The organism is Solirubrobacter ginsenosidimutans (assembly GCF_027587205.1).
The window spans coordinates 222,420-240,518 of the sequence record NZ_JAPDOD010000005.1 but is presented as its reverse complement, the minus strand read 5'-3'; the positions used below and the strand labels follow the sequence as shown (position 1 = coordinate 240,518).

The window sequence follows — 18,099 nt, the reverse complement described above, 5'->3', positions numbered from 1 at the left end:
GCCGCTCCCCTGCGCTATTGCAGTGCCGAACTCGAGTCGCGTGCCGGGGCCTGCTCGGCGCGATTGGTAGTCGCGAGATACTGTGAACATGTCGCCTGATTGGCGCACTCGTGGCGTTCGCGTCGTCCGGTCCGGCGAGCTGGATAGCAATACCCCGCAGACCCCGGGCATGACGCGCGCCGCCGCCATCACCGCCGCGCGTGCGGGCGCGGAGAAGCTCTGGGCGGGCACAGTCGACATCGAGCCGGACGCCAAGACCGGGGCGCATCATCACGGGCCGGTTGAGAGCGTCATCTATGTCGTGTCCGGGCGCGCGCGGATGCGCTGGGGCGATCGTTTGGAGTACGTCGCCGAGGCCGGCCCCGGCGACTTCATCTACGTGCCGCCGTACGTTCCGCACCAGGAAATCAACGCCGAGGCGTCCGAGCCGCTGTCATGCGTCGTCGTGCGGTCCGGGCAGGAAGCAGTCGTGGTCAACCTCGACCTGCCCGATGTCGAGCCGAACCCGCAGCGGGTCGACTGGGTCGACGACATCCACCGATCGCCCTGATCGCAGCCGGGGTCACGGACCCCTGGCGTGATGCCGTCCCGCAGCCGCTGGCGGACTTGCGCTGCTCCCTTGCGCGAGACACAACAGCGAGCGGTGCCGGCTGTGCCGCCGACTTGATGCGCAGAGTCTCGATAGCGTCGAAACGCAGCACTATCCTCTGCCGCGCCCTGACCTACCGGGGATGCACCCCTTGAAAGGGCATAAGTCCGGGCGCGGTGAAGCGTTGCTCTGGCGGGCAATCGTCGTAGCTGCCGTAAACAGGCGTGGTTTCCGCCCGCAGCGTCACGTTCCAATCCGCAGCCTCGCGAAGGTAAGGAGCGGCAACCGAGACGTGCGTGAACAGCAGCCGGACCTCCTGAGGCTCTGGCGGATCGAAGTCGACGACCGCGGCGACGGTGCCGGCCTCCACGACTTCGATCTCGCCCGCCGTGAGCGCGTCCGCGGTCAGCGTCACCTCATCCGTTATCCGCTCGCGCCAACGCGCTTGGGATCTCCACGGGTGTCGCAGCCATCGCGGTAGTTCGGAGCAGTCCTCATAGACCGGAAGCGCGAAGACTTCGAACACGTACGCCGCAGCATCGGCGTGACGCTGCGCTTCGCGCTGGCTGGCGAACAAAGCCAAGACGTCAAACGGGAACCCCGGATCGGCCCTCCCAACTGCGAATACTGCGCGCACAGCGTCGGAGGCTAACCAAGCGCAAGAGACGCGGACAGAACCTGCCCGCGTTCGTCGAGAAGCGGCACAGTCCAACTGCGGCAGGTTCCTGGCGATGGTTGTCCGTGGACTACTGGCGGAGTTGCCAGGCACGAACACTGCCGGTGATGGCGGCTATCACCGCGGTGAAAATGACTGCCCAGGTGCAGCACCACGCCAGAGTCTCGCCCTCGAGCGTGAACGGGCGTTCGCTGGACGTCATGTAGGCGGCATTCGATCCGACTACCCACGCGAATGCCGGGACGGTGAGTATCGGGAATGGCGCTGACGTGCGATCGGCATCGGGAGCGACGGATGCCGTGATCGCGAGTACGGGCACGGTCACGCGTGCGAATGGGTCGAGCAACGCGAATGTGATCGTGCCGGTCAACAATGATGGCGTGGTTGCCAGTGGTGGTGGCCGGTTGTCGTTGCTTGCGGGTGGTTCGTCGAGCGGTCGGTTCGCCACGGACATCGGCGCCGTTGTTCTCGGAGCGGGTACGTTCGCGTTGAGCGGGGCGACGCTGGGAACCGGGACGGCAGTCGAGGGCGGAACGGTCAGCCCGGCGGTCGCAAGTTTTATCGAGGGCCGAGCAACGTGGAGCAGCGCGACGCTTAATGGTGTCGCGCCATTGCGGGTCAAGCAGGGGGGCACGCTCGAGTTCAGCCCGAATTCGACTTCGTATCTGGCAACACGGGTTGAAAACGCCGGGACGGTGAGTGTCGGCAATGGCGCCGACGTGCGACCGGCATCGGGAGCGACGGACGCTGTGATCGCGAACACGGGCACGGTCACGCGTGCGAATGGGTCGAGCAACGCGAACTTGATCGTGCCGGTCAACAATGACGGCGTGGTTGCCAGTGGTGGTGGCCGGTTGTCGTTGCTGGCCGGTGGTACGTCGACGGGGCGTTTCGCCACCGAAGCAGGCACTGTTGTCCTCGGCGCTGGGATGTTCACGCTGAGTGGTGCGACGCTCGCGACTGGTACCGCGATCGAAGGGGGAACGCTTCAGCCAACCAGCGAGAGCCTCGTTGAAGGGCGCGTGACCTGGAGCAGCGCCACGCTGAACGGCCCGAAAGCCCTGCGGGTCACTGCCGCAGGCACGCTCGAGGTCAACCCGAACAGCACGGGCTATCTCGCCACCCGGCTCGAGAACGCCGGCACTTTGAGCATCGGCAATGGCGCCGACCTGCGTGCCCCCTCGGGTACGGGATTCGCCCCGCTCATCGCAAACACCGGCACGATTACCCGACCGAGCGGCACCAGCAATGCGTCCCTCTACGTTCCGTTCGACAACGCCGGGACGATCTCCAGCAACGGCGGTCGCCTGAACCTGAGCGCTGGCGGCATCACAACCGGCCGTTTCGGCTCGACCGCGGGGACCGTTGCCCTCAGCGGTGGCACCTTCACTCTCGACGGCGCCACCCTCGCCACGGGCACCAGCATCGAGAGCGGAATCATCGCGCCGACGAGCACGAGCACTGTCGAAGGTCGTGTGACGTGGTCGAGCGCCACGCTCAACGGAGCCGCAGCATTGCGCGTGAGCGCCGACGCCACGCTCGAGATCAACCCCAATACCTCGGCGTATCTCGCTACACGTCTGGAAAACGCCGGCACGCTGAGCCTCGGCAACGGCAGCGACATTCGCGCGCCGTCGGGCACCGGCATCACACCATTTCTTGCCAACACCGGCACTGTCACTCGCTCACCAGGGACCAGTAGTGCGAGCATCTTTGTCGCCGTAGGCAACGACGGCACGATCTCGAGCAACGGCGGCCGCCTCAGCCTCGTGGCGGGCGGCGGAACGAGCTCCGGCACTTTTGGCGCGCCGGATGGCGGCGAGGTCGCCTTCTCGGGCGGCAGCTTCGCACTCGCCAGTGCCACCTTCGGCCGCAACGTCACAATCGACGGCGGCACGGTCAACATCGCGGGTGGCGGCGTGAATCCGGCCGGCCTGCTGCGCGTCAGCGGCGGGCGGGTGACGACCGCGACGACGATCACTGTCGGCGGAACGATGGTCTGGAGCGGTGGAACGGTCGATGGCACCGGATCGCTCATCGTTTCCAAGGACGGCACGCTGAGCGTCGCGGCCAACACGTCGGGATACCTCGACACGACGCTGGAAAATGCCGGGACGATCACGTTCGGAAACGGCTCCGACCTGCGGCGCGGAAACACGAATGTCCCCGCCGTCATCCACAACACCGGCACGATCACGCGAAGCGCTGGGACCAGCGCTGCCAGCGTATATGTCCCGGTCGACAACGACGGGACGGTCACGAGCGTTGGTGGACGGCTGAGCCTGATCGGTGGTGGCGCGACCAGTTCTGGCGCCTTCACTGCGCTCGACGGTGCCGAGGTTGCGTTCTCCGCCGGCACGTTCGCGCTCCAGGAGGCGACCCTTGGGCGCAACGTGACGGTGGATGGCGGCACGGTCAGTGTCACCGGCGGCGGCGTGAGCCCCACGGGCCTCCTGCGGGTCAGCGGCGGTCGCCTGACGACGACGACCACAATCACGGTTGCCGGGACGATGGCCTGGAGTGGCGGCACGGTCGACGGCACGGGCTCGTTGATCGTGGCCAACGACGCTGCGCTGTCGGTGCCCAACAACGCGGCTGGCACTCTGGACACAACGCTCGAGAACGCGGGGACGATCACGATCGGCAACGGGGCCGACATTCGCCGCCCGTCGTCGACGTCTGCGGCGCTGATCCATAACACGGGCACGCTCACGCGTGCCGCAGGGCCCAGCGCCGCCAGCGTGTTCGTGCCAATCGACAATGACGGCCTGGTAACCAGCGGCGGCGGTCGCGTCACCATGGCCGCTGGCGGCCTAACGAGCAGCGGGAATTTCACTGCGCCGGACGGCTCGGAGATTGCCTTCTCCGCCGGGGTGTTCAAACTGCGTGACGCGACCCTGGGACGCAACGTGACCGTCGACGGCGGCGACGTCGACGTCAGCGGCCGACCCGTGACCACCACGGGCACCCTGCGCGTCAGCGGCGGTTGGCTCTCGTTGCTCGACACGACCGCGACCGTCGCCGAGAGCCTCACCTGGAGCGGCGGCACGGTTGACGGGACGGGTTCGTTGATCGTGGCCAAGGACGGCGCAGTTTCGGTGGCCAACAACGCGGGTGCCACTTTGGATACGACGCTTGAGAACGCGGGGACGATCACGATCGGCAACGGGGCCGACATTCGCCGCCCGTCGTCGACGTCTGCGGCGCTGATCCATAACACGGGCACGCTCACGCGTGCCGCAGGGCCCAGCGCCGCCAGCGTGTTCGTGCCAATCGACAATGACGGCCTGGTAACCAGCGGCGGCGGTCGCATCACCATGACGGCAGGGGGTGGCACCAGCACCGGTAGCTTCACGGCCGCCGACGGCTCGGAGGTCGCCTTCTCCGCCGGAGTCTTTGCGCTCCAGGACGCCATCCTCGGACGCAACGTCACCGTAGACGGCGGCACGGTCAACGTGAGCGGCGGCGGCGTGACCCCAACGGGCACACTGCGGGTCACCGGTGGGCGCATGACCACGGCCAGCTCCGTGACGATCGGCGGAGCGATGGTCTGGGGAGGCGGGATCGTGGACGGGGCCGGAACGCTCGTCGTGCCAGGGCCGGGGACCGTGACCGTACCCAACAACACCAGCGCCTCGCTTGAGACCACGCTTGAGAACGCCGGGACGATCACCATCGGTAATGGTGCCGACCTTCGCCGCTCCACGAGCAACTCGCCCGCCCTCATCCACAACACCGGCACGATCACTCGAACCCCCGGCGCAAGCAGCGCCGGCCTCTACGTGCCGATCGACAACGACGGCCTCGTGACGAGTGCCGGAGGCCGTTTGACAATGACCGTCGGGGGTGGGACGAGTACCGGTACCTTCAGCGCTCCCGACGGGTCCGAGGTCGCGTTCTCCGCCGGTACCTTCACGCTCCAGGACGCGAGTCTCGCTCGCAATGTCACGATCGACGGCGGAGACGTCGACGTTCGCGGCAAGCCGATCACCACCACCGGCACCCTCCGCCTTACAGGCGGGTGGCTCTCGCTGCTCGAGACCACCGCGACCGTCACGGACGCGTTGAGCTGGAGTGGTGGACGCGTCGACGGCACCGGCTCGCTCATCGTTGCCCCCACCGCGACGGCCACCATCACCAACAACAACAGCGGCTACCTTGACACGACGCTCGAGAACACCGGCACGCTCACGCTCGGCAACGGCTCCGACATCCGCCGCCTCACCGCCAACGCGCCGTCGTTGATCCACAACACCGGCACAATCACTCGCACCGCCGGAACGAGCGCCGCCAGCTTGTACGTCCCGGTCGACAACGATGCACTGCTGACGAGTGCCGGCGGGCGCGTGACGCTGACCGCCGGCGGCGGCACCAGCACCGGCACCTTCACCGCCCCTGACGACGCCGAGGTCGCGTTCTCCGGTGGCCTTTTCAAGCTGCAGAACGCGACTCTGACTCGCAATGTGACGATCGATGGCGGTGACGTCGATGTCAGCGGGCAACCGATCGTCACTGCCGGCACGCTGCGCCTGAGCGGCGGCTGGCTCTCGTTGCTGAACACCAACGCGACCGTCACCGGGGCTCTGATTTGGAGCGGCGGACGAGTAGACGGCACGGGCACGCTGACCGTTGCCGCCGGCGCGACGGCCAATGTCCCCACGAGCAACATCGGCTATCTCGACACCACTCTCGAGAACGCGGGCACGCTCACCCTCGGCAACGGAGCCGACATCCGCCGCGCCGTCGCCAACACTCCGGCGCTCGTTCACAACACGGGGACGATCACTCGTACAGCCGGAACGAGCGCTGCCTTGATCTACGTGGGCTTGGACAACGACGGCACCGTCACCAGCCGCGACGGTCGTGTGAGCTTCGCTGGCGGTGGCGGCGTCAGTACGGGGACGTTCAGCGCGCCCACCGGATCGGAGCTCGCGTTCTCGAGTGGCGCCTTCGCGCTGCAGAACAGCGCCTTGGAAGGCGCGATCACGTTCGACGGTGGGACTGTCGACGTCAGCGGAATTGTTTCGGCCGCATCGCTGCGATTGAGCGCCGGACGGATCACCGGCAGCGGACGCTTCGAGATCCGCAACCGCTTCGATGCGACCGGCGGACAACTCGAGTTGCGCGGCGTCCTCCGGACCGCCGAGACGGCCGTGACCGAGCTCGACGGCACCCTACGGGTCATCAACGCCACTTTGGACAACCGCGGAACGCTTCAGAACGCGCCCGGACGTACGTACTTCGTAGACCTCTCTGGCCGCGCACGGCTGCGCAACACCGGCACTGTCCTAGTCAACGACTCAAGCACGATCGCCGGCTCTGCCGACGCGCTGTTGTTCAACCTGGGCACCATCCGGAAGCCGGCGACCTCTGGGCGCGCCACAATCTCGGCCCCATTCGAGAACAACGGTGTCCTTGACCTCAACCGCGGCGAGCTTCAGGTCACCGCGTTCCGGCAGACCACGGACGGCTCAACCGTCTTCCACGTCGGTGCGGTCGACGCCTTCGGACGTCTCACCCTCTCCGGCACCGCCCGAACAGCAGGCGCTCTTCGGGCCACCTACGACGGAACCCCGACCATCGCGTCCGGAGCACGCCTGCGGGTGATTTCCGGCGGGACCCGAGACGGCGAGTTCTCGCCGGCCGCCGATCCACGTTTTGGCTTTGACCAGAGTGCGGCGGCGGGCGTCGACCTGGTCATCGTCAACGGTTCGGAAGCAAGCCCTGACGCTCCTACAGCCGGCACGGACGCCGTCACACTGGACGCGGCAGATTCGACGACCGCCGACTCGCGCATGGATAAGTCGACCGGGATCGCGCCAGCACCGACTGCGACCGTCGAGGAACGAGCACCGACCGATCCTGCTTTCCGAGACGAAGTTCAGCCTGTCGTCCGACCGACCCCATCTGTCGTGATGAGTCGCGCGAACGGGGCGTTGGCGCTACGCGTGAAGGGCGCAGGACGAGTGCAGTTGCGTCCGGGCGGCCAGCACAACGTCAGCGGATTGCGAGTCGACGCCCGAGGTTTCGTGCGCGGCTCCCTGCGCCGCAGCAGCCGCGAGGGTCGTTTCGCGTATCGACTCGCGGCAAGGGGCACGCTGTCGTCATGGAAGATCGTCGTCGTTCGCCGTCCCGGCACCGATCGATAGCGTCGCTCACGACGTCAGGCATAACGACCCGCGGCTCCGTTACCCGAACCCATTCTTTGCGGTGACGAAGACGGCGGCGTAGCGGCACCTCACGTTCGACGGAGGGCGAGCGCCCACACATCGGGCGCGACCGTACTCTCTGCGTACTCTTAACTCGTCGGATTCGCTGGGATCGGGTCGGCTGGTTCGGCCGTACGGGACGTTGCTGGACCGTAGCGGAGCGGTTTCCACGGTCCTTCTAATCCGCAGGTCGTTGGTTCGAATCCAACCGGGGGCGCTCGCGAATAGCCTGTAAATAGGCACAATTATTGCCCACTTCGGATGGCTTGAGCCTTGTCAGAATCGGCTTAGGTCAAGCAAAGGTCAAGCAACTCTCTCGATCCAGCCTGACCGCGTCATGGTCGATCTCCGGTCTCGATTCGTCCCGGCCGCCGTCTCGCGTGGCCGCCAGCGGCCATGGATATCCGCCAGGCCGGGCAGTCGCGGAGTCCGAGCAGCTTCGTGGCATCGTTTCGCGGATGAAGACGCGCGATCCTGTTCATCGCCCTGGTCTTCGCCGTCGTGCTCGCGGCGCTGAACTTCGCGTCAGGTAGCGGGCCGTTCGGCTGGGGCCTGTACACCGCGGTGCTCGCCGTGCTGCTGCTCGGGCTCGGGCGAGCAAGAAGAACGGAGACGTGATCCGTGATGCATGACGATCTGACGGGCACCGTCGGAGGTCGGCTCCGAGCGATTCCACGCGAGAGGAGGTGCGGGCATAGCAGCGAACCCTGTCGCCGTGGCCTCCACTGGGGATCGCCCGTGGATGGGCGAGCGCGCTGAGCGCCGTGAGCGGCGGCTTGAGCGGCCGATGCTGGTCGTCGCCGCGCTGGTCATCCCGGCGCTGATCTTGGAAGGCGCGGCTGTGCGCGTCGCCGGGAAGACGGCCGCGGTCGTCTTGAACTGGGTCATCTGGCTCGCGTTCCTGGGCGAACTGGTCGCGATGCTCGCCGTCGTGCGCGACCGACGCTTGTACCTCCGCCACAACCTGCTGAGTATCGCGATCGTGGTCCTGACGCCGCCGTTTCTCCCGGCGCTGTTTCAGAGTCTGCGGGCGCTGCGACTGCTGCGGCTGGCGCGACTGCTCCGGCTCGCGCCGATCTTCCGAGTTGCCTTCAGCCTGCGCGGCTTCCGGTACGCGAGCTTCTTCACGCTGCTGGTCGTCGTCACCGGAGCGTCGGCATTCGAGAATCTAGAGCCCGACAAGGACTACTTCGACGGGATCTACTGGACCGTCTCGACGATGACTACCGTTGGGTATGGCGACGAGCTTCCGACGACGGTCGAGGGCAAGGTGGTGGCGATGGTGCTGATGCTGGTCGGCATCGGCTACTTCGCTGTCGTGACGGCCGCCATCGCGGAGCGGTTCATCGAGCGCGGGCAGGAGGAACACATCGCAGCCGTCGAAGCCGAGGCGTCCGACGATCTCGGCGGCCAGGTGGAGCGCCTCACGACGCGCGCCCACGAACTTGTCGCCGATCTCGAAGCGCTCGGGCTCGCGGTCGCGGCGGCGTCGTCGGATCGCGACGCCCGGTAGCTCGCAGGCTGCTGAGCGCTGGTCATGAGAGCGACAGCGTATTTTCGCTGCCGCCCGTGATCCCTCAGGTCCCCAGCGATGAGGCACGAAGAACGCGACGGGAAGCGGGGCAGCCAACCCGACGCCCTCCCGCTTTCGTTTGCTGCGGCGACGATCGGCTGTCGCTACTCCACAGAGCGGGAACGACAAGCGCCTGAGCGCCCGCCAAGCACAACTCCGCGCCGCCGTCAGCACCGGGAGCTTGCAGGTGGAGTGGATGACGATGCGGCTGCCCAAGCCAGCGGGCGCTCCGCGGCGTCGTGCCCGACCGCGGATCATCGAACTGCCGCGTGACGGCGCGTAGGTCACGACGCCCACTCCGCCTCGCACGCACCGTCCCCGTCGCCCTTAGTTGTCGCGCGGCACCTAGGAGCCCATGATCGAGGACTCCACTGGTCGCATGGTGGCCAGCAAGCTCTTCGCCGAAGCTCACAAGGCGGAGAACATGGCATGGCACTGAAGCTCGGCGGCGCCCTTTCTGCTCACGGCGTATCAGCGGGAGAAGGCTGACCTGAAGCCTGAGGAAGCGCCGGAGCCAATGGCGGATCTACTCTCCTGGCGGATCGGGCCTCTTGACGACGGTCCTTGATGTCGAGGTACTTACCGTAGAACCCCAACCACGCCTCGCCCACCTCGGCCCACTCCTTGCACCACTCCGGGAGCTTCCACAAGGCCCGAGCAATCCCGAGGCTCGCCAGGGCCTCGGGGAGGTAGGGGACAAGGTCGTCTAGCACACATCAAGTGAAGCAAGCGCCTCGGTAGGAAACTGAACGCCATAACAGGCGGGTCGGACGGAACGGCGCTCCTATTTCCCCTGTAAATTGAAGCATACCCGTAGGTTAGTCACTCGGCATTCTGCGCCTATTTCGCCTCTCGCCCTCCTAGGGATTCTGTCTCCACAGGCCAGTAACAGGCGTGGAATACACGCCCTTTCCGAACGCGTACTCGCCCACGGTCCGGCCGCACGGACGCAAGCTCGTCGAGTTCGCGGCTCTGCGTATCCGAAGCTGACGAGGCAGCAGGAATGACACTCCGCCCACAAGCCCCTGGCGTGCTGCATCCACGCGTCGCAGTCGGGGCAGCGTCGCAGGACGATCTCTTCGGCGCGGACCTCGAGGCGGCGTTGTCGCAGCCGGTTCTCGATGCGCCTATCGCTCGCTCACCTCCGCGGGATTCCATCGAGCTCCTTCGCGAAATACGCGCTCGCCGCCCGCAGGATCTCGTTGGCCTTGCGCAACTCGCGGACCTCACGCTCGAGCTCCTTCAAACGCTCGCGCTCAGCGCTGGAGAGCACCATCGGCGTGCCGCCGGCCGCGTCGGCCTTGATCCTGCGCGACGTGCGCGATCGGACGACCGGACTCCAACGCCAGTCGCGTCGCGCGCTCGCGCAACTCGTCGCTGTACTTCTTCGGGGCAGCCATCGTGCCTGAACCCCTGGTACTTCGTGACGGATAGTGGGTAGGACCGGATTTGCTGTGCCGAGCCGGACTCCTGTGGGTTTCGAGCTAGCACCGTCGGTGCCCTTACCGAGTTGGCCATGGTCCGTGCGGCGTAGCCCCAACGACCCCGTGCCTCACTGAGGAGTGACCGGTCCAATGTTCGTCCAGCCGACCAGCCCTTGCCGCAAGTCCGAGCGGCGCCCCGGTCATCGCGTCTTGGCGGCTGTCGTCGCGCTCGGCCTGCTCGCGCCCGTCGGCGTGCTGGCGGTCGGGAGCCCCGCGCTCGGTGCGCGGTCGGGCCCTAGCGTCGCGTCGGCGCCGGGGGGGTCCGGGGGCCGAGGGGTCGAGTCCTGGGTGACCGACCTCAACACCGCCCAGCGCCTCACTCCACAACCGGTCCAGGGATGGGCGTCCGGGGCGGGTCCGACCGGCAGCACGGTGGTCGTCGACCCCACCCGGCGATATCAGACGATGACCGGCTTCGGCGCGTCCATGACCGATACGTCGGCCTGGGTGCTGACCAACAAACTGAGCGACGCGGCTCGGCGCCAGACGATGACCGAGCTGTTCTCCGCCGACCACGGAATCGGGCTGAGCATGCTGCGCCAGCCGATGGGGGCGTCGGACTTCGCCGTCAATGGGTCCTATTCGTACGACGACATGCCGGCCGGCCAGACGGACCCCAACCTGGCGGCGTTCAGCATCGATCATGACAAGGCATACATCATCCCGCGGCTGCGGCAGGCCCTGGCGATCAATCCCAAGCTCACGATGATGGCCAACCCGTGGAGCGCTCCGGGGTGGATGAAGACCAGCGACTCGATGATCACCGGTTCGCTCAAGCCCGAGTTCTACGACGCCTACGCCCGGTACTTCGTGAAGTTTCTCAAGGGCTACCGCGCCGCCGGACTGCCAACCGACTTCATCTCGGTGCAGAACGAGCCGTTGTACGAGCCCGGGGACTACCCGGGAATGTCCGTGCCGGCCAGCGCTTCAGCCGCGTTCATCGGCAGCAACCTCGGACCGGCTGTCGCCAAGAGCGGGATGAACACCCAGATCCTCGCTTATGACCACAACTGGGATGTCCCCGCCTACCCGGAGGAGATCTACCACGACGCGGCCGCGGCCCGCTATGTGCCCGGGACGGCCTGGCACTGCTATGGAGGCGATGTGACGGCGCAAACCGTCTCCCACAACGACTATCCGCATGCGCAAGCCTTCCTGACCGAATGCTCCGGCGGAACATGGCAGGGCGGCACGGCCGCGGCGTTCGAGCAGTCGATGGCCCTGGCGATCGGGGTGCCGCGCAACTGGGGCCAATCGGTGGTCTTGTGGAATCTCGCCCTCGACCAGCGCAACGGGCCCACCAATGGCGGCTGCCAGACCTGCCGTGGCGTGGTAACCGTGAACGATGACGGGACCGTCACCAAGGAGGTCGAGTACTACGCCCTAGGCCACGCCAGCAAGTTCCTGCGTCCGGGCGCCGTCCGGATCGCCTCCTCCGTGCCCGCCGATGCTCCGGTATCGAACGTGGCCTACCAGAATCGCGACGGGTCCCAGGTCCTGGTCGCCTACAACGGCACCGGAACCGAGCAGCACTTCTCCGTGCAGGTCGGGACGCGGCACGTCAGCGAGACACTGGCAGCCGGCGCCGCGGCGACTTATCGCTGGACCGATCCGGGGCGGACCGCCGCGACTGGTGCTGGGCTCGGTTGGATCGACCTCGACCTCGGTCGCGGCCCCGCCGGAACGCCCGGTGGCCGGCTCGTGCAGAGCGTCAGCGCAGGGCTGATCGGCTCGCTGAACAGTGTTCGGCTCGGCGACCGATGGCTGACGTACTCAAAGCCGTTCGGTGCGGAGCTGCGCAGCGCCGCTGTGGCTCAGGACCTGTCCCGCGCCGGCTGGACGGTAGCCGCCTCGTCGAGTGATCCGGCCAGCCCGGTGGCGAACATGACCGATGGCGATCTCAGCACACGGTGGAGCTCGGGCACCGGGCAGGGGCCTGGGTCGTGGGTCGGCATCGATCTCGGTGCGGCACAGGAGTTCAACCAGGTCGTGATGAATTCCGGCACCAGCCCGGGCGACTACGTCCGCACGTATCAGGTGGAGACGTCTCCCGACGGTGTGACCTGGACTCCGATCGCCCGCGGACAGGGCAGTACCGACGAGATGGTCATCCCGCTGCCGCCCACGACGACACGTCATCTGCGCATCGCCAGCGAGGCGTCCTCGGGCAGTTGGTGGTCGATCCACGAGCTGAACCTGCGGACCAGCACCGCCGGACCCGTCCCCGCCACCCCGCCCGGCCAGAAGTTGGTCAGGGCTTCGGGAACCCTGTCAGACGGCACGCAGGTAACGGCCGTCTACAACGCGGGTCGCAACGACGCGCAGGTCGACCTCCCGCTAAGTGGCTTCGGCTACGCCTACTGGCTGCCATCGACCGCCGCCGTCACCTTCGCGGTCCAACCGGTGAACTAGGTGCATCACCATCGCCGGGGCGCCATCCGGAATCAGCCTCGGACCGCGCGGCCGGCCGTCCGTCCCAGACCGTCTATAGGGCGACGTGACGCAGCGCACAGCTTCTGGAGTCAGCTCCCCAGCGGCTTGACCTTGCTCAGCAGATCGGCGTTGTCGCTCTTGAACTTCGTCTCCTTCTCCTGGCGGACCTTGGTTTCCACCGGATCGATCTGCTGCTTCTCGCACGCGCGGTCCTTGTTGAACAGGTCCATCTCAGTCTGTTGGAGCTGGTGCAGCGCGGCCATGTCGACCTGGGTCCCGTCGGTCGCGACCTGACCGGGCGGCACGATGCTTCCGACGATCTTCTCGAACTGCTGTGTGAGCTGTTCCTCGATCGATTCGGCGTCCTCGTACTGCTCGCCGGTGGCGTTCTTGACGCACGCGCGCCACGCCTCCTGCGCGTGGACCATGCGCTGGTCGGCGGCGATCGAGTCGTCGAGTTCGTCGAGCTTGCGCTGCAGTGTCTGGAGGAGCTGGGAGCCGCCGAAGGCCGCGTCGGTGGCCTTCTTGGTGCAGCCACCGAGTTCGGTGAAGTCGCCGGTGTCGACGGCGAAGACGAACGTCTGCTCTGGCTTGCCGCCGGAGAGCGCGCGATCGTAGGCGGCGCGGTCGGCCTCGCCCAGCCCGGAGCGGATCGTGTCGTTCGGGTCGGTCTGCGCGTTCCCGCGTCCGTACAGCGTGGTGATGCCGTAGCCGAACTGCTGCTCGTACTCCTCGTCGCTCATGTTGGCCTTCCCGGTGAGAGCGGCCTGTTGTGCGACGGGGTCCGTCGGGACGTAGTCGAAGCCTTCGGCCTTCATGCAGGCGGCGATCGAGTTCTCGACCTTCGCCGATGCGGCGGCGACGCCCTTGCGCGTGAAGCCGAGCTGATCCTCGATCGTGCCGCCGCCGGCCGCGGCTTCCGGAGTCATCGTCGACGACGCGTTCTGGTGCGATCCACCGCAGCCGGCGAGCAGCACGACGCCGGCGATCGATGCGAGCAGGAAGGGAGTGAGCTGCATGAGGTTCTCGTCCTTTCAGGTGGGTGACGTCACGTGCCGGCTCGCAGCGCGTCGACGGGCTCCATGCGTGCCGCACGAAGCGCGGGATACGTGCCCGAGATGAGCCCGATCAGGGCGCCCAGCAACGGTGCGGCGAGCGGGATCTGGGGGTCGAGCACGGGCGTCCACGTGCGCGCCGCGGAGATCCCCACCACGACCAGCACGCCGATGCTCGCGCCGACGACCCCGCCGAGCGCTCCGATCGCCGAGCTCTCGACGAGGAACTGCGCGGCGATGTGGCGGCGGGCCGCGCCGAGCGCGCGCCGGAGCCCGATCTCACCGACGCGCTCGAGGACCGAGACGAGCGTGACGTTCGCGATCCCGATCGCGCCGACGAGCAACGAGACACCGCCGAGCAGGACGAAGAGCGCGTTGAGGTCGTTGCGGATCGCGCCCTTGAGATCGCGCGGGTTCGGCGGCGCCGACACCTTCAGCTGCGCGGACTGCGTCGGGCTCAGGGCGAGCGGTGCCTGGCGTGCGATCAGCTCGACCGCGCCCACGCGGGTCTCGATCTGGGCGAGCGCCGGCGCTCGCAGCCCGTACTCCACTGCGGCCGTGCCCTCGGGCATGATCATCGCGCCGAGCAGCGACGGCTGGCGCTCGACGCCGGCCAAGATACCGACGACGAGATACAGGCGGTCGCCGAGGAAGACCGCCGGCTGCTGATCGATGCGCGTGATGTTCAGTTGCCGCGCGGCGTTCGGCCCGAGCACGACGACGCGGTCGCCGCGCGCGGAGTTGCCCGCGTCGGGGAAGCGTCCGGTGCGCAGGCGCGCCCGCACCGCTCGCCACAATCCGGGCGAGGCCGCTTTGACGGGGAGCTGGAACTGCGTGCGGTTGAGCGGGTCGTTGACCGGAACCGAGCTGGCGAGATCGCGTCCGACATTGATGTCGGAGAGGCTGCCGGCCGCCACCACGCCGTTGAGCAGCTGGAGTGAGTCCTCCACCCGGAACGGCAACACGCTCGACTTGGTCACGGCACCGCGGCGCCCGGGGGAGACGACGATGTCGGTCGACGCGATCCTGTCGAAGCGCCCGACGATCTGATTGGAGGCGGTCTTCGACAGGCCGAGCGTGGCGACCAGCGCGGCGACGCCGACGACCGTCCCGAGCACGGTCAGCGCGACCCGCGCCGGGCGTGCGACCAGCCCGGCCATCGACTCGCCGAGCAGATCGCGCAACGGCAGCCGGGGACGCGCGCTGGCCGGCTTCATGTGTGCTCCGTCAGTTGACCGTCGGTGATGCTCGTCCGGCGCGGCATCCGCTCGGCGACGTGGTCGTCGTGCGTGATCAGCAGCATCGTCATCCCGTCGTCGACGAGCTCCTCGAACAGCGCCAGCACGGTCTTGGTGTTGACCGAGTCGAGGTTGCCGGTCGGCTCGTCACACAGGAGCAGGCTCGGCGACCCGGCGAGCGCGCGGGCGATCGCGACCCGCTGCTGCTGGCCGCCCGAGAGCTTGACCGGCAGGAAGTGTGCGCGGTGCTCGATGCCGACGCGTTCGAGCGCCTCCATCGCACGTTGCCTGCGGCCCTCGCGCGGGCGGCCGAGGTAGACCTCGGAGAGCATCACGTTCTCCAGCACCGTGCGGTGCGCGAGCAGGTTGAACGTCTGAAAGACGAAGCCGATGAGCCGGCCGCGCAGCGCCGACAACTCGCTCTCGCCGAGCGTCGCCGTGTCGTTGCCGTCGATCAGATAGGTGCCCGCGGTGGGGCGGTCCAGGCAGCCGACGATGTTCAAGAGCGTCGACTTGCCCGACCCTGACGGGCCGACGATCGCGATCGCGTCACCGCGCTCGACGACGAGATCGACGCCGCGCAGGGCGTGGACCGGCGGATCGGATCCGTAGGCGCGGCTCACCTGGTCCAGTTCCACGACGGGTACGTCGACGCTCACCGGGCGCGGCTCGCGCGGCATCGCCAGCGGCCTCACGTTACGGCCCACCGGTGCCACCTGCCGCCCCGGTTCCGGGAGTCGCCGTCGCGCCGCCGGCGCTCGGCGTCGCTGCGGCGCCGCCGGTCGGCGACGGCGACGGGACCGGCGAGGCCGAACCGGAAGCCGAGCCCGCCGGTTGCTCGGTCCCGACGGTCGTGGGCGCCACGGGGGCTTGGGAATCGGTCGGCCCCTTCGACGCGATCGACGTGGTCACCGCTCCGATGACGACGCGATCGCCCGGCTTGAGCGCGCCGCGGCGGGCGGGCTCGATCTCGACGTTGCCCGAGGCGACGAGACCCGGATTGACGGCGACGAGCCGCGGCCGGCCGGCCCCGGAGTCGACCTGCACGCGCGTCCGCCCGTCGGCGCCCGCGGACAGCGCGTTCACCGGGACGGTCAGGACCTTGCCCCGCGTGCTCTTGACCGCGATCGTGAGCCGCACGGACGTCCCGACGAGGCGCGCGTCGGCGCCTTCGGGCGTGACCTCGATGGCCGTCTTCGTGGGGTCGGCGATCTGCGGGTTCGTGCCAGGCCGGTCCGCGACCCGCGTGACGCGGCCGACCAGGTCGATGCCGGTCTCCGGGTCCTCGATGTGCACGCGGAGACCGGTCCGGACCAACTTCGTGTCCTGCGGCGTGAGCCCGGCGTCGATCGCCAGCGTCGTATTGCTGACGGTCATCAGGTCGCCGCCGACCGGGCTGCCGCGCGTCGCGCTGACCTTGTCGACGCGCACCGGCGTGTTCGGGAAGAAGAGGATCTCGTCGGCTGGGACCTGGACGCCGCTGCGCGCTGCAACTCGGGCCAGGTCGGCCTTGGAGCGGCTGAGCTCGCGCGTGGCGGCCGCGACGATCTCACGCTCGACGAGCGTGCCCGACGGCTGACGCAGGATGCTCACGCGCGACTGCGCGAGCCGGTACTTGGCCTCGAGCGTCGACAGCGTCCGCCGGGCCTCACGCAGGTCCGAGCGCGCGAGGGCAAGGTCGCGGGTGGCCTTGCGGCCGTCGTCGCGTGCCTTCACGCTGGACTGGCGCAGCACCTCTTGGGCGGTCCCGAGGGCCGCGCGCGCCGAGTCGAGCTCGGCGCGCGCGCCGGGGACCTTGGCCGCCGCGATCCGCAGTGCGGAACCTGCGGCCTCGACCTCGGTGGGGGTGGCATCGGGCGGGAGCGTGTCGACGGCGCGCTGGGCCTCGGCCTGCGCGGTGATGGCATCGTCGAGCGCGTTCTGCTTCGTCGTCACGTCGACGCCCGCGGCGGCGACGTCGCGGCGCGCGGTGCCGTCGCCCTCGGCCTCGAGTCGCTTCGCGATCGACACGAGGTCGCGGGACTCGGCGATGCGCGTGCGTGCGGCGTCGATCGCCGAGCGTGCCGGCGGGAGGAGCTCGGCCACGGCGGAGGCGTCGAGCCGGGCCTGGTTGATCTCGGCCGGGGTCGTTCCGCGCTGCGCGGTGCGCAGGGCCAGCCGTTGCTGCAGCAGGTGGTCGGTCGCCGAGCCGACGGCCACGGCCGCGGCGTTGAGCTTCTCGATCTGGGTGTCGGTGAGCCCGAATGGCGCCTGGTTGGCGGCGCGGTACATCCGCGCCACCGCCGCCGCCGTCGCGCCGTCGTAGACGCTGTCCTGGGCACCGGGGTTGTACCCGAAGCGGCGCAGCGCGCCTTCCAGCTGGGCGACGTCCTTCCCGCTGTCGCCCGGACCGAGATCCCGGTGCATCGGCGCGTCGCCCTTGAGGATGAACACGGGCCGGCCGGACACCGTCATCACGATCGAACGCTCGCGCAGGACCTTGTCGGGCTTGGCGATCTCCGAGATCAGCTGCGTGTTCGTCTTCAGCGCCGATGTCGGGAGGCCGATCACCTGCGGCTCGCCGTAGCGCCCCGTCCCGCGGACGATGACCTCGCTCGACAGCGAGCGTCGCTCCACCTGCGCGGTGATCAGCGACGGCGTCGGCGGCGCGGTGTCGGCCGCGACCTGGGCCGGCGACTTGATCTGCTGCGCGGCGACCCAGCCACCGCCGGCCAAGAACACGACGGCCGTCAGCGCCAGGATCACGACGTGGATGTTCCTCCGGGACTTCATCAAGCTGCTTCCTTGGCTGGCGACTGTGCGCCCGCAGAATGAAAGAAAAATGAGGTCAATTGGCCCGTGA

11 protein-coding genes are annotated in these 18,099 nt (G+C 68.2%); 4 read left to right on the top strand and 7 right to left on the bottom strand.

Features of this window, described 5'->3' with window-relative positions; translation table 11 throughout:
* The first annotated feature begins 88 nt into the window (after positions 1-88).
* Positions 89-550, top strand: a complete 462-nt coding sequence (locus OM076_RS09270; protein WP_372518012.1) for a cupin domain-containing protein — start codon at positions 89-91, stop codon at positions 548-550.
* Positions 551-722: 172 nt separating this feature from the next.
* On the opposite strand, the gene OM076_RS09265 is transcribed toward OM076_RS09270, so the two are convergent.
* Complete coding sequence (locus tag OM076_RS09265; RefSeq protein WP_270039312.1) at positions 723-1,172, bottom strand: hypothetical protein; 450 nt, start codon at positions 1,170-1,172, stop codon at positions 723-725.
* 163 nt (positions 1,173-1,335) lie between these two features.
* On the bottom strand, positions 1,336-1,635 hold the full coding sequence (locus tag OM076_RS09260) for a hypothetical protein (protein WP_270039311.1): 300 nt from the start codon (positions 1,633-1,635) through the stop codon (positions 1,336-1,338).
* Between OM076_RS09260 and OM076_RS09255 the strand changes: the two genes are divergently transcribed.
* Positions 1,619-7,414, top strand: coding sequence for a beta strand repeat-containing protein (locus tag OM076_RS09255; protein ID WP_270039310.1), 5,796 nt, complete (start codon positions 1,619-1,621; stop codon positions 7,412-7,414). The two genes, OM076_RS09260 and OM076_RS09255, sit on opposite strands and share 17 nt — an antisense overlap.
* Positions 7,415-8,189: 775 nt before the next feature.
* Positions 8,190-8,987: a potassium channel family protein gene (locus tag OM076_RS09250; RefSeq protein ID WP_270039309.1), complete on the top strand. Its 798-nt coding sequence runs from the start codon at positions 8,190-8,192 to the stop codon at positions 8,985-8,987.
* A gap of 1,198 nt (positions 8,988-10,185) precedes the next feature.
* Here OM076_RS09250 and OM076_RS09245 read toward each other — a convergent pair.
* Complete coding sequence (locus tag OM076_RS09245) at positions 10,186-10,323, bottom strand: hypothetical protein (protein WP_270039426.1); 138 nt, start codon at positions 10,321-10,323, stop codon at positions 10,186-10,188.
* Between the two features lie 496 nt (positions 10,324-10,819).
* Between OM076_RS09245 and OM076_RS09240 the strand changes: the two genes are divergently transcribed.
* On the top strand, positions 10,820-12,943 hold the full coding sequence (locus OM076_RS09240) for a discoidin domain-containing protein (protein WP_270039296.1): 2,124 nt from the start codon (positions 10,820-10,822) through the stop codon (positions 12,941-12,943).
* Positions 12,944-13,053: 110 nt separating this feature from the next.
* On the opposite strand, the gene OM076_RS09235 is transcribed toward OM076_RS09240, so the two are convergent.
* From OM076_RS09235 to OM076_RS09220, 4 genes are read right to left on the bottom strand one after another with little or no spacing between them, the layout of a single operon-like run.
* The gene (locus OM076_RS09235; RefSeq protein WP_270039295.1) at positions 13,054-13,983 is read right to left on the bottom strand and encodes a hypothetical protein; all 930 of its coding nucleotides are present in this window, start codon (positions 13,981-13,983) and stop codon (positions 13,054-13,056) included.
* Positions 13,984-14,012: 29 nt separating this feature from the next.
* Entirely contained in the window at positions 14,013-15,236 is a 1,224-nt protein-coding gene (locus tag OM076_RS09230; RefSeq protein WP_270039293.1) for an ABC transporter permease, read from the bottom strand.
* On the bottom strand, positions 15,233-15,916 hold the full coding sequence (locus tag OM076_RS09225; protein ID WP_270039292.1) for an ABC transporter ATP-binding protein: 684 nt from the start codon (positions 15,914-15,916) through the stop codon (positions 15,233-15,235). The genes OM076_RS09230 and OM076_RS09225 overlap by 4 nt, the downstream gene beginning before the upstream one ends.
* 37 nt (positions 15,917-15,953) lie before the next feature.
* Positions 15,954-18,029: a peptidoglycan-binding protein gene (locus tag OM076_RS09220; RefSeq protein ID WP_270039291.1), complete on the bottom strand. Its 2,076-nt coding sequence runs from the start codon at positions 18,027-18,029 to the stop codon at positions 15,954-15,956.
* Positions 18,030-18,099: the final 70 nt, after the last annotated feature.